The 24,138-nt window shown below is 34.6% G+C and carries 28 protein-coding genes; 12 read left to right on the forward strand and 16 right to left on the reverse strand.

The genetic code is table 11. The features are described from left to right. Positions 1-19 precede the first annotated feature (19 nt). The 6 genes from AC000W_RS09595 to AC000W_RS09620 are packed head-to-tail and all read right to left on the reverse strand — an operon-like array spanning position 20 to position 5,615. Positions 20-1,162, reverse strand: coding sequence for an MBL fold metallo-hydrolase (locus AC000W_RS09595; RefSeq protein ID WP_474747875.1), 1,143 nt, complete (start codon positions 1,160-1,162; stop codon positions 20-22). Further along, a complete protein-coding gene (locus AC000W_RS09600) occupies positions 1,159-1,614 on the reverse strand; it encodes a tRNA (cytidine(34)-2'-O)-methyltransferase (protein WP_474747877.1) in 456 nt (151 codons plus the stop codon). Before AC000W_RS09600 ends, AC000W_RS09595 begins: the two co-directional genes overlap by 4 nt. A gap of 20 nt (positions 1,615-1,634) precedes the next feature. Further along, a complete protein-coding gene (locus tag AC000W_RS09605) occupies positions 1,635-2,276 on the reverse strand; it encodes a Crp/Fnr family transcriptional regulator (RefSeq protein WP_474747878.1) in 642 nt (213 codons plus the stop codon). 2 nt (positions 2,277-2,278) lie between these two features. Next, complete coding sequence (locus AC000W_RS09610; protein WP_474747880.1) at positions 2,279-3,058, reverse strand: aldose 1-epimerase; 780 nt, start codon at positions 3,056-3,058, stop codon at positions 2,279-2,281. A 3-nt stretch (positions 3,059-3,061) separates the two neighbouring features. After that, positions 3,062-4,354: a M20/M25/M40 family metallo-hydrolase gene (locus AC000W_RS09615; RefSeq protein WP_474747881.1), complete on the reverse strand. Its 1,293-nt coding sequence runs from the start codon at positions 4,352-4,354 to the stop codon at positions 3,062-3,064. 19 nt (positions 4,355-4,373) lie between these two features. After that, positions 4,374-5,615 carry an ABC transporter permease gene (locus AC000W_RS09620; protein ID WP_474747882.1) on the reverse strand — a complete coding sequence of 414 codons (1,242 nt, stop codon included), beginning with the start codon at positions 5,613-5,615 and terminating at the stop codon, positions 4,374-4,376. Between the two features lie 3 nt (positions 5,616-5,618). Between AC000W_RS09620 and AC000W_RS09625 the strand changes: the two genes are divergently transcribed. Further along, a complete protein-coding gene (locus tag AC000W_RS09625) occupies positions 5,619-6,857 on the forward strand; it encodes an exo-beta-N-acetylmuramidase NamZ family protein (RefSeq protein WP_474747884.1) in 1,239 nt (412 codons plus the stop codon). 3 nt (positions 6,858-6,860) lie between these two features. Here AC000W_RS09625 and AC000W_RS09630 read toward each other — a convergent pair whose 3' ends face one another. The 4 genes from AC000W_RS09630 to AC000W_RS09645 form a co-directional block, all read right to left on the reverse strand. Further along, positions 6,861-7,622 carry a DUF1828 domain-containing protein gene (locus tag AC000W_RS09630; protein WP_474747885.1) on the reverse strand — a complete coding sequence of 254 codons (762 nt, stop codon included), beginning with the start codon at positions 7,620-7,622 and terminating at the stop codon, positions 6,861-6,863. 17 nt (positions 7,623-7,639) lie between these two features. Further along, on the reverse strand, positions 7,640-8,137 hold the full coding sequence (locus AC000W_RS09635; RefSeq protein WP_474747887.1) for a DUF6978 family protein: 498 nt from the start codon (positions 8,135-8,137) through the stop codon (positions 7,640-7,642). A 74-nt stretch (positions 8,138-8,211) separates the two neighbouring features. Further along, complete coding sequence (locus AC000W_RS09640) at positions 8,212-9,042, reverse strand: sterol desaturase family protein (protein ID WP_474747888.1); 831 nt, start codon at positions 9,040-9,042, stop codon at positions 8,212-8,214. Positions 9,043-9,065: 23 nt separating this feature from the next. After that, positions 9,066-9,557: a YkgJ family cysteine cluster protein gene (locus AC000W_RS09645; protein ID WP_474747889.1), complete on the reverse strand. Its 492-nt coding sequence runs from the start codon at positions 9,555-9,557 to the stop codon at positions 9,066-9,068. A 40-nt stretch (positions 9,558-9,597) separates the two neighbouring features. On the opposite strand from AC000W_RS09645, the gene AC000W_RS09650 reads away from it, so the two are divergent. Next, positions 9,598-10,314: a class I SAM-dependent methyltransferase gene (locus AC000W_RS09650; protein WP_474747891.1), complete on the forward strand. Its 717-nt coding sequence runs from the start codon at positions 9,598-9,600 to the stop codon at positions 10,312-10,314. Between the two features lie 44 nt (positions 10,315-10,358). Then, on the forward strand, positions 10,359-11,243 hold the full coding sequence (locus AC000W_RS09655) for a hypothetical protein (protein WP_474747892.1): 885 nt from the start codon (positions 10,359-10,361) through the stop codon (positions 11,241-11,243). 24 nt (positions 11,244-11,267) lie between these two features. Here AC000W_RS09655 and AC000W_RS09660 read toward each other — a convergent pair whose 3' ends face one another. Then, positions 11,268-11,900: a 7-carboxy-7-deazaguanine synthase QueE gene (locus AC000W_RS09660; protein WP_474747894.1), complete on the reverse strand. Its 633-nt coding sequence runs from the start codon at positions 11,898-11,900 to the stop codon at positions 11,268-11,270. A 113-nt stretch (positions 11,901-12,013) separates the two neighbouring features. On the opposite strand from AC000W_RS09660, the gene AC000W_RS09665 reads away from it, so the two are divergent. The 6 genes from AC000W_RS09665 (at position 12,014) to AC000W_RS09690 (ending at position 17,886) form a co-directional block, all read left to right on the forward strand. Next, on the forward strand, positions 12,014-12,208 hold the full coding sequence (locus AC000W_RS09665; protein ID WP_474747895.1) for a cold-shock protein: 195 nt from the start codon (positions 12,014-12,016) through the stop codon (positions 12,206-12,208). Between the two features lie 125 nt (positions 12,209-12,333). Then, a complete protein-coding gene (locus AC000W_RS09670) occupies positions 12,334-13,842 on the forward strand; it encodes a helicase HerA-like domain-containing protein (RefSeq protein WP_474747897.1) in 1,509 nt (502 codons plus the stop codon). A gap of 8 nt (positions 13,843-13,850) precedes the next feature. Beyond that, positions 13,851-14,402: a hypothetical protein gene (locus tag AC000W_RS09675; protein WP_474747898.1), complete on the forward strand. Its 552-nt coding sequence runs from the start codon at positions 13,851-13,853 to the stop codon at positions 14,400-14,402. Positions 14,403-14,415: 13 nt separating this feature from the next. Further along, a complete protein-coding gene (locus AC000W_RS09680; RefSeq protein ID WP_474747899.1) occupies positions 14,416-15,228 on the forward strand; it encodes a tetratricopeptide repeat protein in 813 nt (270 codons plus the stop codon). A gap of 73 nt (positions 15,229-15,301) precedes the next feature. After that, positions 15,302-16,258, forward strand: a complete 957-nt coding sequence (locus tag AC000W_RS09685) for a YybH family protein (RefSeq protein WP_474747901.1) — start codon at positions 15,302-15,304, stop codon at positions 16,256-16,258. Positions 16,259-16,368: 110 nt separating this feature from the next. Then, positions 16,369-17,886 (forward strand): TolB family protein, encoded by a 1,518-nt coding sequence (locus AC000W_RS09690; protein WP_474747902.1) that lies wholly within the window; start codon positions 16,369-16,371, stop codon positions 17,884-17,886. A 48-nt stretch (positions 17,887-17,934) separates the two neighbouring features. Here AC000W_RS09690 and AC000W_RS09695 read toward each other — a convergent pair whose 3' ends face one another. Next, positions 17,935-18,363 carry a winged helix-turn-helix transcriptional regulator gene (locus AC000W_RS09695; protein WP_474747904.1) on the reverse strand — a complete coding sequence of 143 codons (429 nt, stop codon included), beginning with the start codon at positions 18,361-18,363 and terminating at the stop codon, positions 17,935-17,937. A 99-nt stretch (positions 18,364-18,462) separates the two neighbouring features. Between AC000W_RS09695 and AC000W_RS09700 the strand changes: the two genes are divergently transcribed. Together AC000W_RS09700 and AC000W_RS09705 are read left to right on the forward strand one after the other, a co-directional pair. Further along, entirely contained in the window at positions 18,463-19,302 is an 840-nt protein-coding gene (locus tag AC000W_RS09700) for an alpha/beta fold hydrolase (RefSeq protein ID WP_474747905.1), read from the forward strand. A 30-nt stretch (positions 19,303-19,332) separates the two neighbouring features. Next, positions 19,333-19,761, forward strand: coding sequence for a VOC family protein (locus tag AC000W_RS09705; RefSeq protein ID WP_474747906.1), 429 nt, complete (start codon positions 19,333-19,335; stop codon positions 19,759-19,761). A 5-nt stretch (positions 19,762-19,766) separates the two neighbouring features. On the opposite strand, the gene AC000W_RS09710 is transcribed toward AC000W_RS09705, so the two are convergent. From AC000W_RS09710 to AC000W_RS09720, 3 genes are all read right to left on the reverse strand, one after another. Then, entirely contained in the window at positions 19,767-20,804 is a 1,038-nt protein-coding gene (locus tag AC000W_RS09710; RefSeq protein WP_474747907.1) for a glycoside hydrolase family 43 protein, read from the reverse strand. A 36-nt stretch (positions 20,805-20,840) separates the two neighbouring features. Next, entirely contained in the window at positions 20,841-22,277 is a 1,437-nt protein-coding gene (locus AC000W_RS09715) for an MFS transporter (RefSeq protein ID WP_474747909.1), read from the reverse strand. 346 nt (positions 22,278-22,623) lie between these two features. Beyond that, positions 22,624-22,989, reverse strand: coding sequence for a VOC family protein (locus AC000W_RS09720; RefSeq protein WP_474747910.1), 366 nt, complete (start codon positions 22,987-22,989; stop codon positions 22,624-22,626). 83 nt (positions 22,990-23,072) lie between these two features. Here AC000W_RS09720 and AC000W_RS09725 point away from each other — a divergent pair, with 83 nt between their 5' ends. Beyond that, entirely contained in the window at positions 23,073-23,213 is a 141-nt protein-coding gene (locus AC000W_RS09725) for a hypothetical protein (RefSeq protein ID WP_474747911.1), read from the forward strand. Between the two features lie 6 nt (positions 23,214-23,219). Here the strand turns inward: AC000W_RS09725 and AC000W_RS09730 are convergent, their stop codons facing one another. Then, positions 23,220-24,104: a bifunctional 5,10-methylenetetrahydrofolate dehydrogenase/5,10-methenyltetrahydrofolate cyclohydrolase gene (locus AC000W_RS09730; protein ID WP_474747913.1), complete on the reverse strand. Its 885-nt coding sequence runs from the start codon at positions 24,102-24,104 to the stop codon at positions 23,220-23,222. Positions 24,105-24,138 lie beyond the last annotated feature (34 nt).

Consider the following 24,138-nt stretch of genomic DNA (forward strand, 5'->3'; position numbering starts at 1 on the left):
AACTTGGGTTACGGACTTGTTAATCTATATACTTTTGGTCTTTCCACCAATCAGAAAATTTCTGCTCTTCACCAATGGTAATTTTCTCTCCTATAATTGGTGTTGCCAAGTTTATACTCCTATCCATACTCTCTTTAGACAATCTCTTTATTGGGTCATCCCAGTCATGATTTGCCAAGGAGAATCCTCCCCAATGTATTGGAATAAGCATATTCCCTTTTAAATCTATATGTGCTTGTGCTGTTTCTTCTGGCATCATGTGAATGTCGCTCCAAAGTTCATCGTACTGACCACATTCCATCATACAAACATCAAAAGGGCCATACTTATCTCCTATTTTTTTAAATCCATCAAAATAACCCGAATCCCCACTGAAGAATAGTTTCTTATTTCCATCAATTACCCAAGAACACCATAAAGTTGCCATTTTATCTGAGAATCCTCTTCCTGAAAAGTGTTGCGCAGGAGTGCAGGTCAATGTAATATCATCTATTTGGATACTTTCTTCCCAATACATCTCAGAAATTTTACTGTCTTCCACTCCCCATTTTTTTAAATGTGCTCCAACACCTAGCGGCACAATAAACTGTTTTGTTTTGGGTTTTAACTTTTTAATAGAACCATAATCTAAATGGTCATAATGATCATGGGAGAGTATAATTATATCAATCTCTGGTAAATCGGAAATCGCAATGGGCAATGTATCATTAAACCTCTTAGCAATGATATAGGGAACTGGTGAAGGATAATCCCCAAACATAGGGTCTATCAATATATTTTTGCCATTCAATTTTAAATAAAAGGTCGAATGTCCGTACCACACCAGACTAGTTTCTAAATCACTTAATTTATCAATTTGTGACTTATCCCATTTTATTACTGGCAAAGCGTTGCTGGGTTTCTTGTTTGGGTTTCCTTTGAACATCTTCGCAAACATTTTCTTATAGTCGTCCCAACTAAAATCTACTTTGGTTTTTTCTCTGTTCGTAAATTTTCCATTACTATAATTAGTTGCTTTTTCCATTTTTTTTAAATTTTTTCCAGTTGATTTTCCACCAAATGCTGGATGAAAATTTACAAACAATACTATTGCCAAAACGAACACTAAAATAACACCTAGGAATCTTAGTAAGATTTTCTTGAGTACTTTTTTAAGTTTCATTTTTTGCCAATTCTTATCCCCTCATACACCACAACACTAACAGCATTGGCTAAATTTAGGCTTCTAATATGGGGGCTTAACAATGGTATTTTAAAAACTTTTTCTTTATTCTCTTCAATGATATTTTTGGGCAATCCCACTGATTCTTTTCCAAAAACAAAAAACATGTTTTCTGTAAAACTGATATCATAATACTCCTTTTCTCCATGACTGGATAGAAAAACCATTTCTGCGTCCTTATTTTTTTCAAAGAACTCTTCAATGCTGTCGTAAGTGAATAAAGAAATATGTTTCCAATAATCAAGTCCAGCACGTTTTAAGCGTTTGTCATCAATTTCAAAACCAAAAGGTTTCACAAGGTGCAAATTACATCCTGATGCCAAACTTAAGCGGCCTATATTACCCGTATTAGTAGGTATTTCTGGTTCTATAAGGACTATATTTTGGGGCATTATATGACTATTCTAGGTGATTACAACTCCAACACTTTAATCTTATTTCGGTGCATTTCTATTTTTCCTTCTTTTTCCAATTGCTTTAAAAGTCTAGAGACCACAACTCGCGAAGTGTGCAAATCGTAAGCAATGTCTTGATGGGTAGTGTGTATCTCATCATCATGACTCACTTTAGCCTTGTCCTGTAAATGCTTTAATAGACGCTCATCCATTCTTAAAAATGCCAAGGTATCCACGGTTTCCAATAGTTCCATCATTCTGGTATGGTAACTTTCCAAAATGTAATTTTGCCAGCTTTTATATTTGGTCATCCAAATATCCATCTGCTGTACAGGAATAAATAACAATGAGGTATCTGTTTCTGCGACTGCACGGATTTCACTTTTCTTATTGCCAAAGCAACAAGAAAAAGTCATAGCGCAAGTATCACTTTTCTCAATAAAATACAACAACAATTCATCTCCGCTCTCATCCTCCCTAAGAATTTTAATAGCGCCTTCCAAAACCAAGGGCATCATATTGATGGCATCCCCAATCTCTATAAGTTTTTCACCCTGAGATATTTTTTTATAAGTCCCTATTTTTTCGATTTCTTCCAAGAGTTCGGGCTCAAAAAGATAGCCGTAACTCTGTTCTAACACCTCTTTTAATGAAGACATATTTAGTTTTTTGGTTTAATGGATACTTTAAACTCTTTTTTATCCGTGTCCAAGTATTGAAACCCCTTATACAGGTCTCTTTGTGCCACTTCATAGGGATAAAAAGTAATAGGCTCAATACACATCATATTTCTAACGGGTGCCCAAAGCATAAAATTACCGAATCCTACAGTAGAAATCTCAAGGTTCTTTTCATCTTCTAACGTAATGGATTCGCAATCCGAAATCTGATAAGCTCTGTCCCCAACTTCCAATACCTCATCCAATGTAATTTCATTCTCATTGGCAAGGACCACAGGTTTTTCTGAATACAATTTAAAAGCTGGATGATAGCCCAACATAAATGGCATATCTTTTTCTCCCGAAACGGTAAAAGTTATGAAAAGTCCATCCTCTTTAAGTTCGTACTTCTTTTGAAATTCAAAACTAAAAGGCCACATAAGCCACTGTTTATTAGATTTTTCTGGAAACTTTGAATTCTTTACAATGGTCCCTGCTTTATAGGTTTTTTGAAAATTGACTGAAGTCTCGGTTTCAGAAATCAGTTCGTAATCCATCTCTCGCAATAAGCCATGTTGGTCTTGTACCGCATTCCCTTTTGGCACTTGCACCATAAAATCGGTCTCATTAGTTGGACCAATAATGGGAAACATTTCTGCATCCGAACTTCTCCACCCAGGACTTCCTTTTTGATGGATAAATTCATGCCCAGCAACCAAATAATTTACCAATTCCCCAGCATCTATCTGCACCGTTTGCTTATCTAATGAAAGTTCTATCATGAATTACTGATTAATAAGTCTATAAATTAAAACTGCCGTCCTTTTCGTTAAAGCCTCTATGGTATTAAGATTAACCGTTTCCTCTGGTGTATGTGCGCCTGTTCCCATTGTACCTAGGCCATCCAAACAATCTACATATTCTGCAACAAAAGACACATCGGCAGCACCTCTTTTTCCAGGATCATATGCCAGTACTTCTCCTTGACCCAAACTTAAACTAACTTCGTTTAATTCTTCCAACAATTTTATATTCCCTTCTTTAGGTCCCATTGCAGGATAACTGTCTGTAAAATGAATTTCTGCCGATGTTTGAGGTAGGTTATTGGCAACAATTTCCCTCATCTTTGCTCGGGCATTTTCTTTTTGCTCTTCGGATATAAATCGTAGGCCACCCTTTACAATCGAAGTTTGCGAAACGACATTGCTCTTTCCAAAAGCATTGCCTTTTCCTGTTTTGGAATCATAATCCAAAAAAGTGCCTCCAAGTAATACACCTGGGTTAAAAGTGAGAAATTCTTCCCCACGAACTTCATTATAAAATCCATTCAAAATACGTGACATTTCAAAAATGGCTCCCGCTCCTGTCCTTTCACTAAAAACACCTGAGGAATGGGCACGTTTTCCTTCAACTTTAACTTCCCAACCTGATGCCCCTCTTCTAGCAACAGTTGCATAATTAAAACCTGTGGAAGTTTCGAAACCTAAAGCAATATCACTTCTTTTTGCAGCCTCAATCAAATCTTTGCGACTTATATCCAATGGTTTTCCTGTGCTTTCTTCATCCCCCGTAAAGGCAACGATAATCTGAGCATTTTTTAACAATCCATTTTCTTCTAATGCTTTTAATGCATACAGCATAATAACATCCCCGCCCTTCATATCATTTCCTCCGGGAGCATGGGCAATACTATCATTCACCATTTCAAATTTTTGAAACGGACTATCTTCTTCAAAAACAGTATCCAAATGACCTATTAACAACAGCTTCTTTCCCTTTTTTCCAGAAGTTTCTGCAAATAAGTGCCCAGCTCTATTGAGTTCGGCAGGCATTTCTATCCAGTTGGTCTTAAAATTGATTGCATCAAAAGCATCCTTAAAAACCATCCCCACTTCCTTAACTCCTTCTGCGTTGAGTGTTCCACTATTAATATTAACCACCTTTTCCAAAAATGCAATGGCCTCTGAATTATTGTTCTCAACAGACTGGACCAATTTTTTTTCTGCCTTAGATAATTTTTGGGCATTTAAAGAAAGTATACAACTGCAAACAATGAGCAATACAAAATGTTTTTTCATTTTTCTAACATTTAAAGGTTCATTCAAATTTAATAGCCTTTACAGGAGATATTTTGGTGATGATATAAGATGGAATCAATAGCATTAATAAGCACAATAACAGCACTCCAATATTTAATCCTAACACCATCCAAAAATCTATATGTACAGGAATATAATCTATATAATATTCTTTTGGATTTGGGAATTTAAACAGCCTAAACTTGTGCTGCAACCATAAAACCCCTAATCCAATTATATTACCCCATAACAGCCCAACCCCAATTAAATAAACAGCATTGTACAAAAATACTTTTCTAATACTCCAGTTGGCTGACCCTAATGCTTTTAATATACCTATCATTTGGGTGCGTTCCAAAATCAAAACCAAAAGCGCTGTAATCATATTGATGCCGCCAACAATAATCATAATCCCAATAATGAGAGCAATATTGAAATCGAACAGGCCAATCCATTCAAAGATTTTATAGTATTTACTTTTAATGTTTTGTGAATCCAGCGAGGATACTGTTTTTCCGTAAATCTCTTTACTTTTCTCCTCCAGTTCATTAAAATCATTTAAAAAAACTTCAAAATTTCCTACTTGGGTTTCTTCCCATTTGTTCATTCTTTGAATATGGCGAATGTCCACAAATAAGTACTTGGCATCAAACTCCTCAAAACCACTATCATAAATTCCCACTACTTTAAACCGTCGTTGATTTGGTGTTTCAGTAGTATTTCCATTCTTTAAAAAGAACGTAAAGAAAGAATCATCTAGCTTTAGCTTTAATTTGTTTGATAAAATTGTAGAAATCAGCACTTCTGTATTCAACTCATCCATATAATTTGGCAATCTACCCTCTACCAAATATTCGTTAAAAGCATTCCAGTTATAATCTTTACCAACACCCTTAGCAATAACGCCCTCGAAAGTTTCCTCCGTTCTTATGACACCTCCCTTACTTGCCACTGCCTGAATATGTGAAATACCACTTACTGAAGTAAACTCTGGATAAAAATCTTGGTTGGTTGATACTGGAACTACCGAAACCTCTGAAGTGTTGTTATCATAGTTATATATTTGAACATGGCCATTAAATGCAGCTACTTTTTCCCGAATCTTATGTTTTAAGCCAACGCCAGAAGCTATAGCAATCAACATCATAACAATACCAATTGCTATAGCTGCAATGGCTATTTTTATTATTGGTGCGGAAATGCTAATTTTATGCTCCTTGCCCGTTATAAGACGTTTGGCAATAAAAAACTCTAAATTCAATCCATGTCATTTTTATACAGTTTCAAAAATACAGTTTTCATCTGGGTTTTAATGCTCACCGCATGTGGAAACCAAGTAAAAATGAACAAAAACCAAAAGGAAGCAAAACTCACTGAACCAGAATCCATAAAAAATGTTCAAATAATTGTAGCAGCCAACAGAACCAATGCATACCTCCCAAAGCTGCAAGGAAAAAAGGTTGGGGTTGTAGCCAACCAAACCAGTGTTATTTTTAAGGAAAATGGATATACACATCTTGTAGATTCTCTTATTTCTTTGGATGTGAACCTGTTAAAAGTATTTGCCCCTGAACATGGATTTCGTGGTAAGGCAGATGCTGGCGAAGCTGTACTTGATGACGTAGACACAAAAACCGGACTTCCGTTAATTTCTCTTCACGGAAAAAACCGAAAACCTTCGGCCGAAACCTTAAAAGACATTGAAATTGTTGTGTTTGATATTCAAGATGTTGGCGTTCGCTTTTATACCTACATCGCCACTTTACAATTGGTAATGGAAGCCTGTGCAGAAAACAGTATTCCAATCATTGTTTTAGATAGACCCAACCCAAATGGGCATTATATTGATGGTCCAACTATGGAAAAGGAACATGTAGGGTTTTTGGGAATGACAACCATTCCCTTAGTTTATGGAATGACAATAGGGGAATATGCAAAAATGCTCAATGGCGAAAATTGGTTAGAAAATAAAGTGAAAGCCGATTTAACTGTAATTCCCTTAAAGAATTACATACACGATTCTGAATATCATTTACCCATACGTCCTTCTCCCAATTTACCCAATGATAAGGCAATTAATTTATATCCCAGTTTAGGTTTGTTCGAAGGAACCAATGTAAATGCAGGTAGAGGAACGGAGTCCCAGTTTCAGCGTTATGGCGCTTCTTTTTTGGACAGTACAGCCTATGGTTTTAGTTATGCACCGCAACCCAATTTTGGTTCAAAATATCCTAAGGAAGAAGATAAAATTTGCTTTGGAAATGATTTATCCAAAACACCTAAAATGAATAAAATGTCTTTGCGTTGGGTTATTGATGCCTACAAAAACTGCCCTGATAAAAGTAAATTCTTTCTCACAGCTGGATTTACCAAACATGCTGGCACAAAGAAATTACAACAACAAATTGAAGCAGGATTATCCGAAGAAGAAATAAAAGCCACTTGGCAACCTGACTTAGAAAATTTTAAAAAAATACGTGATAAGTATTTGATTTATGAGTGAAATTTATGCCACCAGAAGCTCCTGATTACTTCTTGTGTCTCTCTCTGTCCATAAAATATAATTTGCGTTTTTTGATTTTAAAGCATCTAAAAATTCTCCTTTTACACTTTTTTCCGAATCATTTATTATCGCAATAGCGCGAACATCTTTTTTAGTAGACTTTTCACGAACAGGTTTAATGTCCTCCCATGAGAATAGGAAAGTGGATAAATTCTGTTTATTAACTGTATTAAATGATTTAATTACAATTTCTTTATTCTTTTGAGCTATCTGAAAATCGAAATTAAATTCTAATCCAGTTGCGCCCTTAGAAATGAAATCAGCCGTATAAATAATATCTTGCGAATCAAGATAATTTCTCACATCTTCTTTAAAAATAGATGCAACATTGCTATTAGATAAAACATAAAGGTCATTTACTTCGATAATTGCTGATAAAAAATTATGCTTAGATTGTGAAAAATTTTCAAGATTCGTTTCTATTAATAATTCATTTTTTACTGAGTGCAAGCCATAATTCAATAAAATAGAATCCAACAAGTCCCTTCTTTTTTTTGAGCCTTGAATATGAAGTCCTTGTAATTCAAGATTAGCAATTGTTTCACCGTTATCACTTAGAATTAATTGTTCTCCATTTCTTTTCGCATATATCTCTATAGAATCATTAAAAGCACCCATAAAAGGAGTACTAATAAGAAACCAATCCGTAGTAGTTCCTTGTTGGATAAAAGTTTTTTCTCTTAACCAATTATAATAATCATCCACGTATGAGTTAACCCAATTCAAAATATTGTCTGTTGAATGTTAATTTGAGATTTAAGATTTATTAGTGTTGCGAAATTAGTTATTAAATCAGACAAGTCTGAAACATCATTTATTTCTTTAATAGGAAAATCAATGTCGGCTAAGGGAATCGCCCATGCAAGAGGTTTATAACCCTCAACAAACACATGCATATGATGTTCATTTATATTAAACCATTTCCCAGCATATGGCTTTAGATATGTAGGTAGTGTGCTCTTAATTCCTTCAGGATTTTGATGAGTTCCTTTAAAATCTATTCGCAAAAGACCAATGAAAGTGTTACTCTCAAGATGATGAATAGATGTTTTGAGTATTATCTTTTTATTAGAAGTCATTTCTACCCAAAACTTGCGCTCAGAGTCTTCATGTGAAATTAATTCCAATCTGTTCTTTTTATTTCCTAAGTCAATTATCTGCTGTGGGTCAGACAAGACTTTTTCCAGTTTCATCAAATATTCTGCTTCGTGATTGGTCAACTTTTCAATTTTAATATTCCTTACAGCAAAAATACATATTATGTACTACAAGAATTTTATTCTAAAAAATTAGATTAGTATTCCGTAGTCGGTTTTCTATACTTATGAAAAGGTTGTTTTAATAAGACATCTATTTTTCCATTAGCTTCCTCATCATAAAATGTATCTACACCGTACACAATTGCTTCTCTATTTAACTCCATATACGTACCAAAAATCCTATCCCAAATAGAGAAAATATTCCCATAATTACTGTCCGTATAGGGTAATTTATAATGGTGGTGTACTTTGTGCATATCTGGTGAAACCAAAATATAACTCAGCGCTTTATCCACTTTTTTTGGCATTTTTATATTTGCATGGCTAAACTGCGTAGCAACCAATGACAGAGACTGGTAGAGCATTACAATACCAATGGGAGTTCCAACTACGAATACGCCTAAAAGTGTAAATGCAAACCGAATAACACTTTCTAAAGGATGATGTCTATTCGCCGTAGTCGTATCAACTTTATGATCCGTATGGTGTACCAAATGCACCATCCATAGAGGTTTTACCTTATGCTCAACAAAATGAGACAAGTATGCCCCAAAAAAGTCCAGAAATAATACTCCCAAAATAACATATGCCCAAAATGGCAGACCAGGTATCCAGTTTATAATTCCAAAATTATTAGCAACCACCCAATCACTGGTATTCAACAGTAAAAATGCCAAGGTAAAATTTATTAGAATTGTCGTAATGGTAAAAAATATATTGGGCAACGCATGCTTCCATTTTTTATAATTGAACTTAAAAAGAGGAATACCTCCCTCCAGCAACCAAAAAAAAGTTAGACCACCAATCACAATCAAAGCTCTATGTGGTGATGGAATATTTGCAAAATATTGTATAAGCTGTTCCATGCTTAAAAATAATGATTTTTGGATTATTGAATTCTTTTTTTCATTTCCTCAACAATATTGTAAGCTGCTGGGCATATTGCTACATTCTTTAAAGTAAGGTTACTTATTTGTTGAAATTTCTTCCTATCTGTATGTGGAAACTCCCTACACGCCTTTGGTCTTACATCATAAATGGAACAATAATTATCTATTCCCAAAAAAGCACAAGGTACTTGTTGCAATACATAATCGTTATCTTCATCAACCTTTAAATAGTTCTCAATAAACTTTTGAGGTTTTAATTTAAAATGCTTAGAAATACGTTCCACATCTGCATTCGTAAACAAAGGTCCTGTAGTTTTACAGCAGTTGGCACATGTTAGACAATCAGTATGTTCAAATTCAGATTCATGTAATTCCTGCATTAAATAATCTAAATTTTTGGGTGGTTTACGTTTTAGTCTTGTAAAGAACTTTTTGTTCTCTGCATGTTTTTCTTTTGCCTTTTTTGACAATTGTTGCAACTCTTCTTCCATCCCACTGCAAACTTAAAAAGAAAAGTCCCAAATTTGTAAGATGGCTCAAGATATCATTGGCGAAGCTCTTTTGGATTATCAATCTAACAACTATACAGAGGATATTATCACTTATTCATCACTGGACGAAGAAGATAAAATTCCGATTCCCTATTTTTTTAGACCATTTGATAAAATGCCGGTATTGGAGCAAAGAGCATTAAAATTGTGCAAAGGAAGCATTCTTGATGTTGGATGTGGTTCTGGCAGTCATAGTCTTTATTTACAAGAAAAAGGTAGCAATGTTACTGCATTGGATTCCTCTCCAGGAGCCATTGAAGTGTGCAAACAACGTGGGATAAAAAAAACCGTGCATTCTAATATCTATGATTACAATGGAATGAAATTTGATACACTTCTTATGCTAATGAATGGTATTGGAATTGTTGGCAAACTAACTAATTTGAATGTCTTTTTTACTCATTTAAAATTGTTGTTGAAGTCCAATGGACAGATATTATTGGATTCCAGTGATATCATCTATATGTTTGATGAGGAAGATGATGGGGGTTATTGGGTTCCAGACAATGGAAATTATTATGGTGAAGTTGAGTTTATAATGGAATATAAAGGAAAGAAAGGAGAATCTTTTTCTTGGTTGTATTTGGATTATAATACATTGCAAAGAGCGGCTTTGGCTAATGGCTTTAAATGTGAATTAATAAGCGAGGGAGACCATTATGATTATTTGGCAAGGCTCACAAGAACAAAACAATAGAAAACGGGTACGCTCGTTTTATATAAACAAAATAAAATTGCAGCATGAAAAAGTATAGTCAAGTATTATTTATTTTATTCTCAATTCTTCTTATAAATTGCTCTAAAAGCACCACAGATGATGGGGGTACTAACCCTCCAGATATCGAAACAATTGATAAATCTGCCAATCTATTGGCAACTGGAGCATCCGCAAGTGACATTTTAGGCAATGCTAATTTTGATGATTTACTAATTGAGGCGGCCTATGTAGAAGGTTTTAGACCTACAGCAGAGGCAATGGATGCGTTTGTTGCTTTTTTATCTGAAAGAACTTTTAAGCAGAATATCAGCATCCAATACAAACAGTTGGATAGCCCAGATGAAGAAACATTGACACTACAAGAGGTAGATGATTTGGAAAAAGAAAATAGGACTGCTTATAATACTGGAAAAACATTGGCTATTTATATCTATTTTGCTGATGCACCTTCTGAAGATGATGATGAGGAAGAGGGTTTAGTAACCCTTGGTGCAGTATACCGAAATACATCTATGGTCATTTATGAAAAAACCATAAAATCTTTAGCAGGTAGAAGTCTTGCTATAACTACAGCCGATGTGGAAACTGCTACTTTAAACCATGAATTTGGACATTTGTTTGGTCTTGTTGATTTGGGCACTACGCCAATAAATGACCATGAAGACCCAGATGCAGCAAACCATTGTAATGTTGAAGGTTGCCTAATGCGTGCAGAACTTCAATTTGGTGGTCTAATAGGCAAGAATGGGCTCTCCAATAAAACCACTAATGGTGCCATTGCTTCAGGTTGTTCTTTAAGCGGAAATAGTGTCTTGAAAATGTTAGAACATAAAACTTCTAAAAGTATGGCTGCTGTTGATTTGGATGCAGAATGTATTTTGGATTTGCAGTCCAATGGCGGAAAATAATTTCTATTAACTATTGTAAATAGATTAAGGGATATTCAAATATTTATGGGTCTGCAGAGAGACTTTCCATTTAGGGTTTTTCATCACATAATCCACAATCATGGGAACCACTTTATCACTAACACTCCACTCTGGTTGCAGATATAAAATGCAGTCTTTATTGGTTAGTGCAGCTTGCTCTTCAGCAAAGATAAGGTCGTGCTTATTATACACTATTACTTTTAGTTCGTGGGCATAATCATATATAGGCGCAACAGGTAATTTATTCTTTTTGGGAGACAAACAAATCCAGTCCCATGTTCCAGTTAATGGATAAGCCCCAGAGGTTTCTATATGGGTTTGCAGGTTTCTCTCTTTTAATGCTTGGGTTAAAGGAAGCATGTTCCATGTTAAAGGTTCGCCGCCTGTAACCACAATGGTGTCAGAATATTTTGCAGCGTTTTCGGCAATATTTTCTATGGCAGTGGGAGGATGCGTTTCTGCATTCCAGCTTTCTTTAACATCACACCAATGACAACCTACATCGCAACCACCTATTCGGATAAAATAGGCAGCTGTTCCTTTATGATAACCCTCTCCTTGGATTGTATAGAACTCCTCCATAAGCGGAAGCATTTCTCCTTTATCAACCAATGTCAACACCTCATTTTTTACCATGGAGCAAAGATAAGGTTTCGATATGAGTTAACTTTTATCCTAAAAGACAAGAATTATTATTTGTGGCATCATACTTGTAATACATATGGTAATTAATATTTTAAATTTTTATAATGAGTAAAGGAACAGTAAAATTCTTCAACGATTCTAAAGGATTCGGGTTTATAACAGAAGAAGGTTCAGACAAAGAACATTTTGTACACATCTCTGGTTTAGTGGATGAAATTCGCGAAGGTGATGTAGTAGAATTTGAACTTACACAAGGAAAAAAAGGATTAAACGCGGTAAACGTGCAAGTTATAGATTAACACTTTTTAATTTCTAGTAGAAAGCCCATCAATATAAGATGGGCTTTTTTTATATCCTTTTTTAAATTAACATCCATTTTCCCTTGAATTAAAAATCCCTTATTTTTATCAAAAAAATTTACCAGATGAGTTCCAAAGAAGAGTTCTTTGCGCATATAGAAAAAGGATATACAACAAAGGGTGATTTTATCACCATGGGAGCAGCCATGTTAGATGGAGAAACCGTAACAGGTGCCCATGTTAAGGTACCTCTAAAAACGCTGAATAGGCATGGATTGATTGCTGGTGCCACTGGAACAGGTAAAACAAAAACTTTACAGGTACTGGCAGAGAACCTTTCTGATAAGGGAATTCCTATTTTGTTAATGGACTTAAAAGGAGATTTAAGTGGTATTGCCCAGCCTAGCCCTGGACATGCCAAAATTGATGAACGCCATGAGAAAATTGGCTTGCCATTTGAACCAAAAAGCTTTCCAGTAGAAATTCTTTCCCTATCGGAACAAGATGGAGTAAAATTACGTGCAACAGTTTCAGAATTTGGACCTGTCCTTTTATCAAGAATTCTGGACCTTACAGTAACACAAGAAGGTATTGTGGCCGTTGTTTTTAAGTATTGCGATGACAACAAACTACCATTATTGGATTTAAAGGATTTTAAAAAAGTATTGCAATATGCCACTGGTGAAGGGAAAAAGGAGTTTCAAGAAAGTTATGGGCGTGTATCTACAAGTTCTACGGGAACCATTCTTAGAAAAATTATAGAATTAGAACAACAAGGAGCAGATTTATTTTTTGGAGAGAAATCCTTTGAAGTAGATGACCTCACTCGTATTGATGAAAATGGTAGAGGATACATCAATATTATTAGATTGACTGATATACAAGATAGACCAAAATTGTTTTCCACTTTTATGTTGAGCCTGTTGGCAGAAATCTATTCTACTTTTCCAGAGCAAGGGGATAGTGATAGACCAGAATTGATTCTTTTTATAGATGAAGCACATCTTATTTTTAAGGAAGCATCTAAAGCTTTGTTAAATCAAATAGAAAGTATTGTTAAATTGATTCGTTCTAAAGGAATTGGCCTTTACTTTGTAACACAGAACCCGACCGATGTCCCTGATGATGTCCTAGCGCAATTAGGTTTAAAAGTACAGCACGCTCTTAGAGCTTTTACTGCGAAAGATAGAAAAGCAATAAAACTAACGGCCGAAAACTATCCAGATTCGGAATATTATGATACAAAGGAAGTATTGACTTCATTGGGAATAGGAGAAGCTTTAATTTCTGCTCTGGACGAAAAAGGAAGACCTACTCCCCTAGCAGCAACAATGCTACGAGCTCCTATGAGTAGAATGGATGTTCTTACGGATGGTGAGTTAAAAGATGTTATTACCAGCTCTAAAATGGTAAAAAAATACAATGAAACCATTGATAGGGAAAGTGCCTATGAAATTTTAAATGAAAAAATAGACAAGGCTGAAAAAGAAGCTGAAAAAGAAAAAAGTAGAAGTACTACTACAAGAAGAAAAAGCACAAGAAAAAGCACTCGTATGAATCCTGTGGTAAAAGTTTTGACAAGCGCTACTTTTATTAGAGGGGTTTTGGGAGTCTTAAAGAAAGTTATTCGTTAAAAATTGATATGAAAATAAAATATATAATTGGAATTGCTGTAATAGCCTCTCTCTTCACAAAATGCCAAAAAGAAAAAGACACCACATTTTTAATTACTAGTGATAGTGTGGGAAAACTCAATAAAACTTCATTAGTTAGTGATTTGGAAACTATTTATGTCATGGACTCCATTGTACAAGATACAACATCCATAAGTGTAGGCACATCAACTAAAAAAATACTTATCTATGAAAAGGGAGGCAAACATTTGCTGACTCTCACACCTAATAAAGACAGTATTCCAACTATTGAAAATATAAGAATCTACGATTCTAGGTTTGTATCCGAAAACGGAATAGGTCTCAATAGTACGTTTAAGAATATTAAGGATAAATACACTATCCAAAAAATAATTACATCTATTAATAACCTTGTTATTTTGATTAAAGACAGCCCAGTTTATTTTACAATAGACAAGCAAGAATTACCATCTAGTCTTAGATATGGTGTTTCTAACATAGATGCTGTGCAAATACCAGATGACGCAGCAATTAAGTACTTAATGGTAGGTTGGGAGTAACATTTTGAACTTTATGAAATACAAATTATTATTTCTCTTATTGCTCACTACCATTTCTCTGAAATCCCAAAATATTCAGCAAGAATTATTATACGTGAATCAAGCAATTCAAAGGGAACAAAATAATTTCAACCATTATCAATACAGGGCATATTTACACTTAAAATTAAAAAGATATAGTAAAGCTCTTACCGATATTGATGATGCAATTAAATATTGCAATACAAAAGACTTAAAGAAAGTATCAGAATTGTATAATTTAAAAGGAGGTATATATAAAAGCTCTTACGAGGATGATAAAGCCATAGCACATTTTTTAATGAGTTTTGAGTTTGATAATAACAATACTGGAGCTCTTAATAACTTAGGCAGTGTATATATTAGGCGAAAAGATTATGAAAATGCAGAAAAATATTTAAAAAAAGCTTTGGAAATACACCCCAACAATAATTTTGCCAATGGGAATATTGCAAGATTATATGCTAAGAAAGGTGAGTATGAAAAAGCAATGAAATATCTGGATTTACTTTTTGCGCCTGGAGTGGATAAAGAATTGGGAGCAGATAATAAAGGTTACAAATACGCCGAAAGAGGTTATATTTATTATAAAACCGGAAAATTCACAGAGGCAATGGAAGATTTAAATAAGTCCATAAAACTTAATTCCCAAAACTTTGAAGCATTTCTGCACCGAGGTCTTTTAAAAATAAAGCTAAGTGATACGGAAGCCGCCTGTAAAGACTTTAATAAAGCTAAAAAACGAGCTGAATCTGATGAAGAAATTCAGGAAATTGAAAATTTATTGAGCAGTCATTGCAAAAATTAATAGAATTAATTAATTCTTAATTTCAAAATCTGATGCGGCACTTTTAATTCATTTATGACAAAGCTATACCCTTATGAAAAAATCAGTCATATTTTTATCTCTATTTCTAACTAGTTTCTTTGGTTTTTCCCAATATGATTATGAACCATCCATTGAACATCCTTTTGGGCTCCCCAATCCAGAGGCACCACAAGAATTATTGGATTTTGCCCCTTTGATTGGTGAGTGCAACTGTAAATCCACTGCTAGAAAAGCAGATCAAACGTGGGCCGAACCCGTGGACATGCTATGGCGTTTTAAGTATATTATGAATGGAATGGGAATCCAGGATGAGACTCTAAAAGCAGATGGTAAACACTCTGGCAGTATTAGGCAATTTATTCCTGACAGTACAAAATGGTATGTTCACTACTATAGTTCTGGTGCACCAACGGCTAAATTGCCAGTCTGGGAGGGAAATAAATCTGAAGATGGAAAGATTGTATTGTACAATGAACAAAAAGCTCCAAATGGTGCAGAAGGTTATTACAGACTTACCTTTTCAGAAATATCTAAAAAAGGATATAATTGGGTTGGCGAGTGGGTATCCAAAGATAAATCCATAGTGTACCCTACATGGAAAATAAATTGTACAAGACCTGAAGTTTTTAGTTCTGAAAAAGAGAAAATAATTTCCGCTTCCAAATCTTTTTCAAAAGCCTATATGGATGGTGATTATGAAACAATGACCAATATATATACCCCTGATGCAAAAATATTTCCTAACAATACACAAATTATTGAAGGTCACGAACTCATAAAGAAAAGGTGGGTGCTTCCAGAAGGTGTTAAAATCCTAAATCATCAATCTATTCCCAGTGAAATTAATATTGTTGGGGATATTGCCTATGACTACGGGTATTACAATGGAACAACTTTGAGGAAGGACAAAACTGAAATAAGTTGGAAAGGGAAATATGTAATTATTTGGAAAAAAATAGGTGCGGATTGGAAAATGTACCTGGATATTTGGAACAATGTAAAAGATTGACTTTTCTGTTAAACAAAACTTAATTTTTCTACATTAAAATTTAGTTTTCGATATATTCGAAATCGATTTCGTAATAATATCATATTTCCACCAACCAAAAAATATTTAAAATGAAAGTTACTTTTAAAAATACTTCAGTCTTTATATATACCATTCTACTAACCATGACCATGACACAAGCACAACAAGTAGGGATTTTTGAAAATCACCACGATATAGGAAATGTAAAGCATGAAGGCTCTGCCACATATAATTCTGAGTCACAACAATACACTTTAACAGGTTCGGGAACCAATATGTGGGCCGCAGAAGATGAGTTCCATTATCTATGGAAATCCATACAAGGAGACTTCATCCTTAGAGCACAAATGTCCTTTGTAGGTGAGGGTGTGGATCCACATAGAAAAATTGGATGGACCGTTAGAGATAATTTTCATTCAAATGGGAAACATGTAAATGCCACCATTCATGGAGACGGATTGACATCATTACAATATAGAAGAACAATTGGTGGGGAAACAGAGCAAGTGGAGTCGCCGGCAGCTGGTTCTGATGTTGTGCAACTGGAACGTAGAGGAAATACTTACATCATGAGCACTGCTAAATTTGGTGAAACTTTTACTAGTGTAGAAGTGGAAATGGATTTAAGGAATGAGGTTTTTGTTGGGTTATCAATATGTTCCCACAATCCTGATGTTGTAGAAAAAGCCATATTCAAAAATGTTAGGATTATAAAGCCAACACCAGAGGATTATCAGCCATACCGGGATTATATTGGCAGTCACTTAGAGATTATGAATGTTGAAACTGGGGACAGAAAAATATTGATGAGTTCTGCTCATAGTATTCAGGCTCCTAACTGGACTCCAGATGGGAAAACACTTATTTACAACTCCAACGGTGTATTGTACAAGTATGATTTGACAAGTGGTAAAGTATCTATGCTAAATACTGGTTTTGCTAATAATAACAACAATGACCATATATTAAATGCTGACGCAAGTAAAATTGCAATCAGTCATCATAATGCAGACGATGGAGGTACTTCATCCATTTACTATTTACCAATTGAAGGAAGTGACAATCCAACAAAAGTGACTAAAGATGGTGTTGGGGCTTCCTATCTTCATGGATGGTCGCCAGATGATAAAAAAATGATTTTTACTGCTAATAGAAAAAATCAATATGATATTTATGAGGTAGATGTGGAAACAGGTGAAGAAAAGCAATTGACCAATTTGTCTACATTAGATGATGGTTCCGAATATTCTTCCGATGGAAAGTATATTTATTTTAATTCTGACCGCACTGGTGCCATGCAAATATGGCGAATGAAAGCCAACGGAAAGGACCAAACCCAAATGACTTTTAATAAAGAGCATTATGATTGGTTTCCACACGTTTCACCAGACCAAAAGCAAATCTTCATGATATCTTTTCCAAATACAATAGACTCTGATCAGCATCCTTTCTATCAGCATTGTTTACTTAGAATAATGCCTATTGAAGGTGGGGAACCAAAAATACTAGGGTATGTATATGGAGGGCAAGGAACCATTAACGTGCCAAGTTGGTCACCAGATAGCAAATATGTTGCTTTTGTTACCAACTCTGGAACTGTAGAATAGTGTTAATATATTATTGAAAACCCTTGGCTTTTACCGAGGGTTTTAACTTTATGACCCTTCGTATTTTAATCTATTTTCGCTAATAGTATCCTTATAAATGTCTACCCATTCGGTTAAATCTAGTAGTTTTTGAAGGTATGAATGGCCAAAGTTTGTTAGTTGATATTCAACCCTAATAGGCACCTCTGGATACATTTTCCTAGAAAGATAGCCATCCCTTTCCAACGTTTTTAAACGTTCGCTCAATACTTTGTTGGATATTCCATATACTTTTTTTTTGAGTTCATTAAAGCGAAGCACTGGAAAATAACCCAAGTATAAAAAAATTAATATACTCCATTTATCTGATGCCAAAGCCATAATATCTCGTATGGGGCACAAATCCATAGATGTTCTAGGGTTAATATGTCCAAACATTTTTTTTATTTTTTTTGCAACCTTAACCTTCTGATAATCAGTAATAGTTTCTACTTCCATACCAACTTTGCGTTTAGAAACGTCTTTTTTATTTAATACGAATGTTTATTTTTGATATATAATAAAGAGCAAGTTACATAAAGTTACCTACTTTTAAAAATGAAAAAAATACTCAACAAATACATTCCCCTAGCATACGGAGCTTATTTTAATAGTACTGCCATTTTTTCTGAACAAAAAACGGCTGAAAAAGCTTTTAGTCTATTTTGCACCGTACGAAAAGGAAAAGTTCTACCACACCAAGAAGAGTATTTAGAAGCAGCAAAGGATAAAACTCATGAAGTTCTAGGACATAAAATACAATCTTATAAATGGGCAGGGAAAAAAGATACAGTCCTTTTACTACATGGCTGGGAAAGCAATACATTTAGGTGGAGAAACCTTATAACCAAGCTCAAGGAAGCTGATTATAGTATTATTGCCTTTGATGCCCCTGCACATGGTTACTCAACTGGCAAAGAATTAAATGTTCCTTTATATACGGAATGTACTCAGTATTTTATTGAAAAATATAAACCACAACATCTTATTGCTCATTCTATTGGTGGAATGAATGCTCTCTATAATCAATATAAATATCCAGATTCTACTATTGATAAAATTGTAACTATTGGTTCTCCATCAGACTTGTCAGAATTAATGAATCAGTACAAAATCACATTAAGATATAACAGTAAAGTAGAAAAGGCCTTAGACGATTATTTTATGGAACGATTTGGTTTTAATGTGGATTGGTTTTCAACAGCAAAATTTGCACAAAGCAATGTTAAAAAGGGATTAGTTGTTCATGACGAATTGGATAAGGTTGCACCCTTTCATGCTTCAGAAAAAGTACATGCCAATTGGAAAAACAGTACTTTCCTAAAAACCAAAGGATTAGGCCATTCCATGCATCAAGAAGAAGTAAACAATCAAATTATTACGTTTTTAAAATCATAAAAAAGAAGTATTTTTATTAAAAGTACTTTTATGTCAGCATCTTCCATTTCTCCCTTTCATTTGGCCATTCCCGTGCATAATTTAAATGAATGTAGAACTTTTTACAGGGAAACACTGGAATGTGAAGAGGGTCGTAGTAGTGACCATTGGGTAGATTTTAATTTTTTTGGGCACCAATTGGTCATACACTACAAGCCCAAAACAGAAGAAGAACTGCATACTAATCCTGTAGATGGTAAAAATGTACCCGTGCCACATTTTGGCGTAGTGCTGCCATGGGAGGTTTTTCAAGATTTTTCAAAAACACTTCAATCAAAAAATATTGAATTTATTATAGAACCCTACATTCGTTTTAAAGGTGAAGTGGGAGAACAAGCTACTATGTTCTTTCTGGACCCAGCAGGAAATGCGCTAGAGTTTAAATCTTTTAAGGATATGGGTCAATTGTTTGCCAAATAATAAATTTAATCTCGATAAGGATCCAAAGTTATAATAGAGCCATCTTCTCGATATGTAATCTCAGCTACTTTAACAGAACGAAGATGTGTTACCCCTTTTGACAAGGAGGAATCATGATAAAACAAGTACCACTTACCTTCTATTTCGCAAACTGAATGGTGGGATGTCCAACCCACAACTGGATTAAGAATGCGTCCACCATAAGTAAATGGTCCATAAGGATTATCCCCTACTGCATAGCATATAAAGTGTGTATCTCCTGTTGAATAAGAAAAATAATATTTCCCATTGTACTTATGCATCCAGGCTGCTTCAAAAAATCTACGGTCATTATCTCCTGCTAAAAGTAAATCCCCATTTTCATCTAAAATTTGAATCTCTTTAGGTTTTTCATCAAATTCCAATAAATTATCTGTCATTTTAGCGACAAATGGCAATAATGCTGGTTCATCATCAGCTGGTATATGGGCAGTTGGGCTTTCTGGTTGATCGGCATTAAATGTTCCCGTTCTCCAACGTTGCAATTGTCCACCCCAAAGACCTCCAAAATACATATAGTAGCTCCCATCCTCGTCTTCAAAAACTGCAGGATCTATTGAGAAACTGCCCTTTATGGCCTCAGGTTGTGGTGTAAAAGGCCCTACAGGGGAATCACTAACTGCAACCCCTATTCTAAATATTCCGTCGTGAGCTTTTGCTGGAAAATACAAATAATATTTTCCGTTTTTATGTGCTGCATCTGGTGCCCACATTTGTTGCTTTACCCATGGAACATCATCCATGTGCAAGGCAACACCATTATCTACTGTCTCACCACTTACACTATCCATAGAAAGTACGTGATAATCCTCCATTGCAAAATGACTTCCTAAATCATCAAATGCTTCACCCGCATCTACATCATGTGAAGGGTATATATATATTTTGCCATTAAAATAATGTGCCGATGGATCCGCAGTATAAATATGCTTTACCAATGGTTGCGAAATGGCTCTTTTATTTAAATCATCAAAATCAATGTGGTCTATTGCTTCTTCTGGCATGACTTTTATTTTATTCTTTTATAACTATTATTTGTATTAAGCGACTCTTCTTTCTTTAAGGTCCGACTCAATTTTAACTTCCATTTTCTTGTTTATTTCATAGAAAAATAACAGCCCAACTCCGATAAGAAAAGGAATTGCAGGATATATGCTCACTAACAGTTTTGTACCGTTAATGGCACTTTCTGCCTGTGATTCGGCATTGGGAACATAGTTGTATAGCCCTAGTATACCCGATACCAACGCACTACCAATACTTAGACCTCCTTTTAAACCTACCATCATGGCCGAAAAAATAATTGCAGTGGCACGACGGTTGTTTTTCCATTCAGAATAATCTGCCACATCTGCTATCATAGCCCATAATAATGGAATAGTAATACCATAAAAGAATCCATGTAATATTTGGGAAACAAACATTAGTTCCACTGATGTATCTTTAAAAAAGTAGAAAAAGATTATAAAAAGGGTAGAAATAAACAATGCTATTCTAAAAACATCCCGCTTTCCATATTTATCTGCTAATTTCTTTGAAAGCGATATTCCAACTATCATAAAAATAATGCCCCCAGCATTGAACAATCCGAAACCGGCAGAAACAGGATTATCTCCAAAAAAATTAACGCCAATGGCAGATAGAGAATCAAGTATTGGTTGAATAAAAACAGTCAATCTTTCTGCATTCACGTAATTTTCAAAATAATAAACATAGGAACCACCCTTCATGGCCAAGGTCACAAATACCAATATGGTAAGTACCAGCATTATTACCCAAGGCTTGTTCTTAAACAAATCTCCTAAATCTTCTTTAACACTGGATTTTTGCTCTGGTTTTGGAACAATACGCTCTTTGGTTGTAAAGAATGTTATCAATAACATAATAGTACCGATAATAGCCAACCAAGTCATTACAATTTCTATTCCTACTGCCTTATCTCCTCCTCCTGCAGATTCAATTATGGGCAACATAAATACTTGAACAAAAAACTGTGCAAACATTACCGCTACAAAACGATATGCAGAAATACTATTACGCTCTTTCATATCTCCTGTGATAACCCCACTTAATGCAGAATAAGGAAGGTTATTGGCAGCATATAAGAGCAACAATAATGTATAAGTAACTACAGCATAAATAACTTTTCCCTTATACTCAAAATCTGGCGTACTAAATGCCAGCAAAGAAACTACACCAAGCGGCACGGCAGTCCATAAAATCCATGGTCTAAACTTTCCCCATTTACTATGGGTTCTATCCGCTATGGCCCCAACAATTGGATTAAAACCAAATGCGGCAATCAACCCAACAATTAAAATAATTGCTGAAGCATGGTTAGCCTCAAGTCCATAAATATCAGTGTAAAAGAAGGCCAAATAGGTTACTAAGGTCTGGAAGACCAAGTTTGCCGCTAAATCGCCTAAACTATATCCTATTTTTTCGCCAATTGAAAGCTTTTGATTATTGGTACTCATGGGTTCATTTTTAGTTAGTTAAACTGTAATAACTTATTTAAAGCAAAAACAAGATAATTTTGCCGCAGGTAAATATAAATCAATTTTTTATATGATTCATTAAGAAATAAGTTTTCGCAATCGATTGTCAAATGAATTATTTTAAGAATTTCATAATTACTTCTAAATATCTATTCCAATATACGGTCCATTAAAAACAATAATTTAGATACTCTTTCAATAATTTTATAAACCAAAGTGTAGAATTTTTACTAGGAAAGCTAGTAGATAAATTTAATCCGTAGGATTGTTTTCCCATTTTTTTAGCCTGTCTAAATAGAGATATTGTTTAACCTAGCTATTTTAACTATAAATCTTCAACAAAAAATATAGCATTATTGTTTAAATCATAAAAACCAAATTCATTGGTATTCCACGGTGTCCCTACTCTCAATTTATCTTTTGCTATAAATCCACTTTCAACAAATTCATTAAAAATAGAATCTATATCCTTCACAAAGATTTTTATGACGGAACCTCCCAAAAGTGGGTCACCCTCTGTGCCCCCATGCCACTGCAAATGAATGCATAGATTGTCTCTTCTTAGTACGGCATACATTGTATCCGCAGAAATAATATTAAAACCAACATTCTTTGTATACCAAGCTACATCCCTTCTTATATCTGATGAAGGTAAAACAGGTTCAATCCCTATAAAGTTCTGTTCTTTCATTACACTAGTAATTTACAAGAAAAAAGAATTACAAACGTTATAAAAATATACGTTAGATACAAAAACCTATTAAATTACTGATCATGAAAAAGGTTCTCTCTATTATATCAATTGTATTACTATCATTGATTTATGCTAGTTGCACCAATGACGAAGGCTCTGAAGATATAGATGTGCTTAATCCAGATGACGAACAAGAAATAGTAAAAGATTCTATAAACTAAAGTCTATCACTTTTTACTTCTGTGACGTTCTCTTGCCAAAAGTGTGTTTTTTAAGAGCATGGCAATTGTCATTGGACCTACACCACCTGGAACAGGGGTTATATAAGATGCCTTTTTACTAACATTTTCAAAATCCACATCACCAGTTAGGTAATATCCTCTTTCCTTTGTTTCATCTGGAACACGGGTAATACCAACATCTATTACAACTGCATCATCCTTTACCATTTCTGCCTTTAAAAAATGGGGTACTCCCAACGCAGAAATAACAATATCAGCCTGAGAAATTATTTGCGTAATGTTTTTAGTTCGGCTATGGGTTAATGTTACCGTGGAGTTTCCCGGCCAGCCTTTTCTACCCATTAAAATACTCATGGGTCTACCCACAATATGGCTTCTTCCTATAACAACTGTATGTTTTCCTTGGGTCTCCACATTGTATCTCTCCAACAACTCTAAAATACCAAAAGGAGTAGCAGGAATAAATGTACTCATGTCCAAAGCCATTTTACCAAAATTTGTTGGATGAAAACCATCCACATCCTTATCCGGATCAACAGCTAAAATCACCTTTTGTGTATCTATTTGAGGAGGTAAAGGTAACTGTACTATAAAACCATCTATTTCATCATCATTATTAAGTTCTTCTATTTTATTCAGCAACTCAACCTCACTTGTAGTAGCAGGCATTTTAATTAGAGTAGATTCAAAACCAACTCTTTCACAAGACCTTACTTTGCTCCCCACATAGGTAAGACTGGCTCCATCATTCCCAACTATTACAGCTGCCAAATGAGGTACTTTCTCTCCTTTTTCTTTCATTTTTGCCACCTCAACGGCAATTTCTTCTTTGATTTGGTTCGATATTTTTTTTCCGTCTAGTATTTCCATTTCCTCAGTTAGTTTCTAGTTGGTAGATGATAGT

It is taken from the genome of Saonia sp. (assembly GCF_056326165.1).

What these genes read in the sequence shown, in the direction of transcription:
- AC000W_RS09730 (WP_474747913.1), bottom strand. Translation starts at nt 24,104, where the DNA reads ATGGAAATACTAGACGGAAAAAAAATATCGAACCAAATCAAAGAAGAA.
- AC000W_RS09675 (WP_474747898.1), top strand. Translation starts at nt 13,851, where the DNA reads ATGAAAATAAAATATATAATTGGAATTGCTGTAATAGCCTCTCTCTTC.
- AC000W_RS09670 (WP_474747897.1), top strand. Translation starts at nt 12,334, where the DNA reads ATGAGTTCCAAAGAAGAGTTCTTTGCGCATATAGAAAAAGGATATACA.
- AC000W_RS09660 (WP_474747894.1), bottom strand. Translation starts at nt 11,900, where the DNA reads ATGGTAAAAAATGAGGTGTTGACATTGGTTGATAAAGGAGAAATGCTT.
- AC000W_RS09655 (WP_474747892.1), top strand. Translation starts at nt 10,359, where the DNA reads ATGAAAAAGTATAGTCAAGTATTATTTATTTTATTCTCAATTCTTCTT.
- AC000W_RS09715 (WP_474747909.1), bottom strand. Translation starts at nt 22,277, where the DNA reads ATGAGTACCAATAATCAAAAGCTTTCAATTGGCGAAAAAATAGGATAT.
- AC000W_RS09615 (WP_474747881.1), bottom strand. Translation starts at nt 4,354, where the DNA reads ATGAAAAAACATTTTGTATTGCTCATTGTTTGCAGTTGTATACTTTCT.
- AC000W_RS09645 (WP_474747889.1), bottom strand. Translation starts at nt 9,557, where the DNA reads ATGGAAGAAGAGTTGCAACAATTGTCAAAAAAGGCAAAAGAAAAACAT.
- AC000W_RS09605 (WP_474747878.1), bottom strand. Translation starts at nt 2,276, where the DNA reads ATGTCTTCATTAAAAGAGGTGTTAGAACAGAGTTACGGCTATCTTTTT.
- AC000W_RS09600 (WP_474747877.1), bottom strand. Translation starts at nt 1,614, where the DNA reads ATGCCCCAAAATATAGTCCTTATAGAACCAGAAATACCTACTAATACG.
- AC000W_RS09710 (WP_474747907.1), bottom strand. Translation starts at nt 20,804, where the DNA reads ATGCCAGAAGAAGCAATAGACCACATTGATTTTGATGATTTAAATAAA.
- AC000W_RS09610 (WP_474747880.1), bottom strand. Translation starts at nt 3,058, where the DNA reads ATGATAGAACTTTCATTAGATAAGCAAACGGTGCAGATAGATGCTGGG.
- AC000W_RS09680 (WP_474747899.1), top strand. Translation starts at nt 14,416, where the DNA reads ATGAAATACAAATTATTATTTCTCTTATTGCTCACTACCATTTCTCTG.
- AC000W_RS09665 (WP_474747895.1), top strand. Translation starts at nt 12,014, where the DNA reads ATGAGTAAAGGAACAGTAAAATTCTTCAACGATTCTAAAGGATTCGGG.
- AC000W_RS09640 (WP_474747888.1), bottom strand. Translation starts at nt 9,042, where the DNA reads ATGGAACAGCTTATACAATATTTTGCAAATATTCCATCACCACATAGA.
- AC000W_RS09700 (WP_474747905.1), top strand. Translation starts at nt 18,463, where the DNA reads ATGAAAAAAATACTCAACAAATACATTCCCCTAGCATACGGAGCTTAT.
- AC000W_RS09625 (WP_474747884.1), top strand. Translation starts at nt 5,619, where the DNA reads ATGTCATTTTTATACAGTTTCAAAAATACAGTTTTCATCTGGGTTTTA.
- AC000W_RS09685 (WP_474747901.1), top strand. Translation starts at nt 15,302, where the DNA reads ATGAAAAAATCAGTCATATTTTTATCTCTATTTCTAACTAGTTTCTTT.
- AC000W_RS09705 (WP_474747906.1), top strand. Translation starts at nt 19,333, where the DNA reads ATGTCAGCATCTTCCATTTCTCCCTTTCATTTGGCCATTCCCGTGCAT.
- AC000W_RS09595 (WP_474747875.1), bottom strand. Translation starts at nt 1,162, where the DNA reads ATGAAACTTAAAAAAGTACTCAAGAAAATCTTACTAAGATTCCTAGGT.
- AC000W_RS09725 (WP_474747911.1), top strand. Translation starts at nt 23,073, where the DNA reads ATGAAAAAGGTTCTCTCTATTATATCAATTGTATTACTATCATTGATT.
- AC000W_RS09650 (WP_474747891.1), top strand. Translation starts at nt 9,598, where the DNA reads ATGGCTCAAGATATCATTGGCGAAGCTCTTTTGGATTATCAATCTAAC.
- AC000W_RS09690 (WP_474747902.1), top strand. Translation starts at nt 16,369, where the DNA reads ATGAAAGTTACTTTTAAAAATACTTCAGTCTTTATATATACCATTCTA.
- AC000W_RS09695 (WP_474747904.1), bottom strand. Translation starts at nt 18,363, where the DNA reads ATGGAAGTAGAAACTATTACTGATTATCAGAAGGTTAAGGTTGCAAAA.
- AC000W_RS09720 (WP_474747910.1), bottom strand. Translation starts at nt 22,989, where the DNA reads ATGAAAGAACAGAACTTTATAGGGATTGAACCTGTTTTACCTTCATCA.